This is a genomic window from Pelomonas sp. V22, assembly GCF_030014915.1.
Classification (GTDB): domain Bacteria; phylum Pseudomonadota; class Gammaproteobacteria; order Burkholderiales; family Burkholderiaceae_C; genus JAUASW01.
In genome coordinates, this window is sequence record NZ_JAGIXS010000010.1 from 20,988 (window position 1) to 27,846 (window position 6,859).

Sequence of the window (6,859 nt, forward strand, 5' to 3'; positions counted from 1 at the left end):
ATCGAACCCGCCAGTCTAAGCATCAGGCTGTATGGCTCAAGCGACGCCTGCCGTGGTGCGCGCCGGGCCTTCGTCAGGTTCGTCTCTGCGCCGATCTGTCGATGCATGCGCTTCGCCAATCGGTGGCGTTCCATGCAAATTTGCGCGCGAAACTGCTCCATGGCTGACCCTGATTCAGGGCCTGCTTGAAGCCCGACGCATCGGTGATCCAGGTTCCCCCCAGCGTGGTGACGCCTGCCTTGAAAAGCACTTCCGGCAGGCATCCGGCGCCCGGACCGATCAACGCAATGTGCCGTGCCTTGCGGCAGTTCGCCAGCACCATGTCCAGTGTGTGGTTCAGCAGCACGGTGCTGGTGGAGAGCACCTTGTCGCAGCCATCGAGATCCTTCGGGTCCAGCGTAACCGTGAAGCCGACGTTTTCACCCGCAAGATCAGCCCGCAGTTCAAGCACGGTCAGTCGCGCGCCACGTGCGGTGACTTGTCTGACCAGGGGTGGAAAGAGACCGACCATGCCGATGTGTTCACCGGGCTGGGGATCGATGCCGCCGATCGAGTCTGGTGCTGCGGGCGGGACAAGGCCCATGTGGTCAATGAGATGACGGGACAAGGCGTTCACCGCCGCAAAGCCCAGCGTTCGGGCCGCGGCGTGGCCACCCAGCCAACCGGCAGCAATCTCCAGGGCGTCAGCGCCCGGCAGTTCAGCTGCCGCCCGGCCGTTGGCGAGTGCTCCCAGGCTGCCGTCGAGCAGCACGTAGCTCAGACCCAGCGAGCCGTCTGCCAGCTCCAGCGCGCCAAACTCTCCGTCCTTGCTGCCGTTCCATGGCACGGGCGGCAGGTGCAAGGCCTTTACTCGGGGGACGGGGGCATCCCCCAAGCGGCGCGCCAAGTCCGAGAGCACTGCTTCGGCGATCATAGTCATGGCTGCATCATGCCCCGGCGAATGGCGTGTCGTTGACGGCCGGACAGCCAGCAACCCGATTGGATGGCCAGACGTCCGTCCGCCTCGTGTTTCCTCGGGGTCAAGGGGCGCACAAACACATCGGTAGCGGTCAACCGATCACCTCGGGCCATACGGTGTGGAACCACTGACCGGCCGGCCGGTCGACGCGTTCGTAAGTGTGGGCGCCGAAGAAGTCGCGTTGCGCCTGCAGCAGGTTGGCGGGCAGCCGAGCGCAGCGGTAGCTGTCGTAGTAGGCCAGGGACGCGCTCAGCGCCGGCACCGGGACACCGCTGGCCACCGCCATCGCCACCACATCGCGCCAGGCCTGCTGGCTGCGGTTCAGCACGCCTTCGAAGAAGGGTGCCAGCATCAGGTTGGGCAGTCCTGGGTCGGCGCGGTAGGCCTCGGTGATGCGGTCGAGGAACCGCGCGCGGATGATGCAGCCTCCGCGCCATATCGACGCGATACTGCCGAGATTGAGCGCCCAGATCTTCTTCTCGCTCATCGTGCGCATCAGGTCCAGGCCCTGCGTGTAGCTGACAACCTTGGCCGCGTACAGCGCGTCGTGCAGCAACCTGGCCAGTTCGGCGCGGTGCGGCCCCAGCATGGGCGTCGGCCCCTGAAGTCGCGTGCTTGCGGCAACGCGTGCGGCCTTCATCGAAGACAGCACCCGTGCCTCGACTGCCGCGTTGATGGTGCTGACCACCACCGCGTTCTCGGCTGCGCTGATGAGCGTCCACTGCCCGGTGCCCTTCTGACCGGCCTTGTCGAGGATGAGATCGACCACCGGCTGTCCGGTCTCGGGGTCACGCTGCCGCAGCACCTTGGCGGTGATCAAGATCAGGTAGCTCTGCAGTTCGCCCTCGTTCCAGTCTTCGAAGATGTCGGCCATCTCGTCAGTCGAGAAGCCCGCCAACCGAAGCATCGCGTAGGCCTCACAGATGAGCTGCATGTCGCCGTACTCGATGCCGTTGTGAACCATCTTCACGTAGTGGCCGGCGCCGCCGGGACCGATGTGGATGGCGCAGGGCTGGCCATTGACCCGCGCGGCAATGGCCTCAAAGATCGGCCGTATCACGGCCCATGCGGATGCCGGCCCGCCGGGCATGATCGACGGGCCCTTGCGCGCACCCTCTTCGCCGCCCGAGACGCCAGCGCCGATGAAGCGCAGCCCGTGCGCGGTGAGCCAGGTGTCGCGCCGCTCGGTGTCGGCGTACAGGCTGTTGCCGCCGTCGATGATGATGTCGCCAGCTTCCAGTTGCGGGAGCAACTGCTCGATGACCGCGTCGACCGCGGCGCCAGCCTTGACCATCAGCATCACCTTTCGCGGCCGCGACAGGCTGGCGACGAATTCGTCCAGGCTGGCTGCGCCAAGCAGCCGCTTGCCCGGGTGCGCGGCGACGAACTCGCGCGTTACCGCGTCGGTGCGATTGAAGACGCTGACACTGAAGCCCCGGCCCTCGACATTGAGCACCAGGTTTTGGCCCATCACGCCCAGGCCGATGAGGCCGAAGTCGTTCTGCACGGTCATGGCTTCGAGCCTCGCGGAAAGAGGCACTCATTGTCACTGCGGGCCGCGCAACGCTTCCCTCGGATCCGCGAATCGGAATTGGCGCGCGGGCTGACGCGGCATCAAGCAGCGCGTTAACCCTCAGGGTGACCTGCCCGGATTCTTCGAGACACTGATTCCAAGAGAAGATGGCTCCATCCCCGAGGAGCCCATGAGAAAGAGTCGATTCACGGAAGAGCAGATGGTCGCGATCCTGCGCGAGGCGGACCGCACCACGGTGGCCGAGGCGGCCAAGAAGCACAAGGTCAGTGAGCCCACGATCTATGCCTGGCGCAAGCACTTCGGCCAGTTGGAGGTCGCCGACGTCAAGCGGCTCAAGGCGCTGGAGTTGGAGAACAGCCGGCTCAAGAAGCTGCTGGCCGAAGCCACGCTGGACAACGCGATCCTGAAAGAGATCAACGCAAAAAAATGGTGAGCCCGCTGGCTCGACGTGCCCAGGTTGCCTTCGCTCGCGAGCGCTGCCTGAGTCTGCGTCGGGCTTGCGGGCTGATCGGCATGTCGCGCTCCACGCCAAGCTACGAGCCACGGCTGCCGGCCAAGGACGCACCGGTGATCGATGCGATGAAGGAACTCTCTGCCCAATACCCGCGCTACGGCTACCGTCGCATCCGCGTGTTCCTGCGCCGTCGCGGCTTCGAGCTGAGTTGGTCGCGCACGCATCGGCTGTGGCGTCAGGCCGGTCTGCTCGTGCCCAGGAAGCGGCCTCGCAAGCGCATTGCGTCCGTGCGGCCGCGCATCCACACACCGTTCAAAGCCAACATGGTCTGGGCCTACGACTTCGTCTTCGACACCACGGCCAGCGGGCAGCAGATCAAGTGCCTGACGGTCGTCGACGAGTTCACCCGGGAATGCCTGGCCATCGACGTGGCCGGCTCGATTCGCTCCAGGCGTGTCATCGAGGTGCTGTCGCGGCTGGTCAGCCTGCACGGGGCGCCACTGTTCATGCGCTCGGACAACGGGCCGGAGTTCGTCAGCCTGGCCATCCTGGAGTGGATCGCCGCTTCCGGCATCGCCACTGTGCTCAATGAGCCTGGCAAGCCCTGGCAAAACGGCACCGACGAGAGCTTCAACGGCAAGTTCCGCGACGAGTGCCTGTCTGTCGAATGGTTCCGCTCGCGTCGCGAGGCCAGCGTCGTCATCGAGACCTGGCGCCAGCACTACAACGAGGTCCGTCCGCACAGCAGCCTGCAATACTTGACCCCAGTGGAGTTCAAGCAGCAACTCCGCCAACACCTGCAACCCGCCGTCTTCTAGGAATAAACGTCTCGATTAAACCGAGCAGGTCAAGGGGATCGCACCGCTTCTCAACCGGCTGTGCCACCGCTGGCGATGTACAGCACTCTGGGCGTGGGTCGAATAGCGGGCACACGGCTGCATGACCGGCAGCTTAGCTGCCTGCAATCGAGATTGGCGAGAGTCGGCAACGGGTCGATCGCCGCCCCACACGAATGACCGCTGACCGGCAGCCCGCCTCGCGCTCATGTCGCACCGAGATCGCGGGAAGGCGACCGGCTGCTCCCAGCCTGAAGCTGAAGACCGCGACCGACGTCCGCATCGCTGACCTGCCGGGTATCGAGCACACCCTAACCCGGCCTGTCTGAATTGACGAGGCACAGGATTCACGCCTTCGAAGCACTGACTTTGCGTCTCTCCCCACGTTACAGGGACAAACCACTGTCAAGTCCAAAGCGTTACACGGGACAAGAATTCGGGGGTAGCAATGCTCTCTGATTTGGAGGGGTAACAAGCTGCTTCGGAGATCCCAAAAGCCCCCCAAAAAGCACTATGAGGCCGGGCCAAAGGGCAAATCACAGCACAAGAGTTGGATCCGACCGCTCCGGATCGACGCCGGCGGGCCTGAGTTCATCCAGGAGGCCGCTCGCGACATCGCCTTGCGCATCAGTCGAACATCAACTGAACATCAACTTGAGGCGTACCCACTTGATCGGGCCCCGTCGATGGAGTTGAACATCAACTGAACATCAATCGAACATCAATCGAACATCTCGACCCCATTGGGTTGGACAGTTGCCGACTTTTGTGTTTTCAAAAGCCCCAAAACCACCCTCAATCGCTAATTTTTACTCCCTACCCCGGGGTCTCGTCGTAAAAATTAGCGATTGGAGCCACCGAAATAGCAAACACGATACCCTCACCTTGGCAAATGTCGACTTTTGTGTACTGCTTCGAATAGCAGTCGGACCAGATCGGTCTGTCCCAACCGCTATATCTTTACGAGGGCCCCGTGGATGAAGCCTGCTTCCTTGTCTGCCCAAATTGTGGCCAGGGTCTCCTTGTTCCGCGGAGACCCGGCGACGGCCATCGCTGAACATGCGCGGAATTTGGAACGGGTTCACGCACTCAACTTGGACGGCATCGAAGCTGTCGCTGATCGCGATCTCACAGTCTTGAACGTCAGTCGCCCTGGCGACTTGAGCGAGCAAGTTCTGGCCCTTCTGTTTGGACAGTGGCCTCCGAATCGATCCGTCAAGAAGTCGGAATGCCGTCGGCCCCTCAAGGGAGTCACCGTGACGGAGTTGGACTGGTCGGAGTGGAGGCGTGTCGCCGACGCTGTCAATGTGTCGGGAGAATCTTCGTGAGCTGGTAGATCAAGCGCGTTCGGATGCAAGACACTTCTTTCAGGAAGCGTCTCTTGGCCGAATCAGGCCCGGCCCGTTGCGGAATCGTGCGCTCAATCCCCATCCGTACCGTTGGCCGACCGAGCAACCTGGGCCGCCAGCGTCCCTTCCTTTGCACTTTTGGCTCGCTGCCCGTGGTCCCCAGGCGGCCGCGGCAGTCGTTGCTCCCGCCAATTGTCTTGCCTAGTCGGTGCTGGTGATGAATCCAGCTCTGCTGAGCGTTGACTCACCCGTCCAGCGATAGGCCACCAACGGCCCGCTGCCCGCGGCGGAGTAGTCAACACACGCAACCCGAGGCAAATGGGGCGCCGGAATGCCGTCCATCCAATAGTGCCCAATGAAGATGGGCGACCCGGTGGCGGGTGAACCCAGATAGTCTTCAGGCAATGGGCTTGCGGGAATGCTCGCGGTCGCGTGCCTTGGGACGATCGCGACATCGCGAATGGTTCTCTGGCTTTCGTGCCACCAGCGACACCTGAGATCCCGACGAGCTTCACCCTGATGATCGAAATAGGAGTGGCCGTCGGACAGCTTCACTTCGAGGCCTTTGGTCAGTCCTTCCATCGCTTTGCACTCCGCAGTTCCTTTGCAAAAAGCTCGCTGCAAGAAGTCATCAGACATGAACCCATCCGAGCCTACGGATCCGGCTATCTCATCAACGTAGTCCTGGTGCCACCAGGCATGAACGACTCGGATGGATCCCAGATCCAGCGCAACTGGCAATGACCGAAACCAAGTCACCAGTTCGCGATGTCTTTCGGACCCTTCTCCCACTTGGTCGAGAAACTCGCGATGCTGCGCGACCTTGGACGGCGTGTGTGGACGCAGGAATTTGTGAGGGTCATCGAAGTTGGGCGTGACGTAGCCAATGGCATTGAATTCATGATTGCCCATGACGGCGCGCGCATTGCCCGCATCGATCATGGCGCGCACGGTCTCAATCACCTTGATCTGCTCCGGGCCGCGGTCGATCAGGTCTCCGATAAAGACAGCCTGCCGTCCTTGCGGCGGTTTGAGCGAAATGACCGTTTGACGATCACGCATCAGAGGAATACTCCAACTGTATGGACTGCTCCCGCTGATGCCGCCAAAGGTCATCGATGGAGCAAACAGCACCACGCCGGTTGCGCCTGATTCAAGAAGGCGATTGACCCGGGCTCTGGGCACCATGTTTAGCTGAATCTCATACTCGCCAGCCAGCCGTCTATTCAGTTGATCGATCAAGTCCTTGCAAAGTCCAGCATTGCTTCGCTCGTCTACTACAAAAGGCGGCGTGGAATAGAACGACCACGCTTGAATTACTCGAGGCGCTTCTGCTTGGGCACACATGCCAAACTGGCCAGCTGCAAAGATCAGGCTCAGCAGGCCCCGTATGGGAAGCAGCCGCATGCCGTTCCTGTTGCGTCTCTTCATTTGTGAATACCTTCGGAATGGGTCTGGCGGCCCGGGCGGCCTCTGCTTACCACTAGCCTGATGCTCCGATGTGTGCACGACGCCACCTTAGAAACATTCCCACACGCCACCGGCCGCATCGCTACAAGTCGCGAGCCGGCTTGCAGGTGTGGCCGAAGTGGAAAAGCCATTGCGAGGGGCGCTGCCTTTGATGCGATGCTGGTAGAGAGGCCCTGCGCTCCGCCAAGCTCGACGATGGTGTAGGAGCGAGACGCGGAGCGGACGGTGCCATCGAAGCCGGTGGTACCGTCACCCTAG

The 6,859-nt window shown here is 62.2% G+C and carries 4 protein-coding genes; 1 reads left to right on the forward strand and 3 read right to left on the reverse strand.

Going from position 1 to position 6,859, the window contains the following annotated elements; genetic code table 11:
• Nucleotides 1-73 precede the first annotated feature (73 nt).
• Nucleotides 74-919, reverse strand: a complete 846-nt coding sequence (locus tag J7U46_RS22710; protein ID WP_282829533.1) for a DUF364 domain-containing protein — start codon at nt 917-919, stop codon at nt 74-76.
• A 130-nt stretch (nt 920-1,049) separates the two neighbouring features.
• The gene (gnd, locus tag J7U46_RS22715; protein WP_282829534.1) at nt 1,050-2,471 is read right to left on the reverse strand and encodes a decarboxylating NADP(+)-dependent phosphogluconate dehydrogenase; all 1,422 of its coding nucleotides are present in this window, start codon (nt 2,469-2,471) and stop codon (nt 1,050-1,052) included.
• A gap of 190 nt (nt 2,472-2,661) precedes the next feature.
• On the opposite strand from gnd, the gene J7U46_RS22720 reads away from it, so the two are divergent.
• Nucleotides 2,662-3,764 (forward strand): IS3 family transposase gene (locus J7U46_RS22720; protein ID WP_282829536.1). Its coding sequence is split into 2 segments (ribosomal slippage): nt 2,662-2,920 and nt 2,920-3,764, totalling 1,104 coding nucleotides; the frame shifts between segments, so codons are not numbered across the junction.
• 1,568 nt (nt 3,765-5,332) lie between these two features.
• On the opposite strand, the gene J7U46_RS22725 is transcribed toward J7U46_RS22720, so the two are convergent.
• Complete coding sequence (locus J7U46_RS22725) at nt 5,333-6,562, reverse strand: metallophosphoesterase (protein ID WP_282829537.1); 1,230 nt, start codon at nt 6,560-6,562, stop codon at nt 5,333-5,335.
• Nucleotides 6,563-6,859 lie beyond the last annotated feature (297 nt).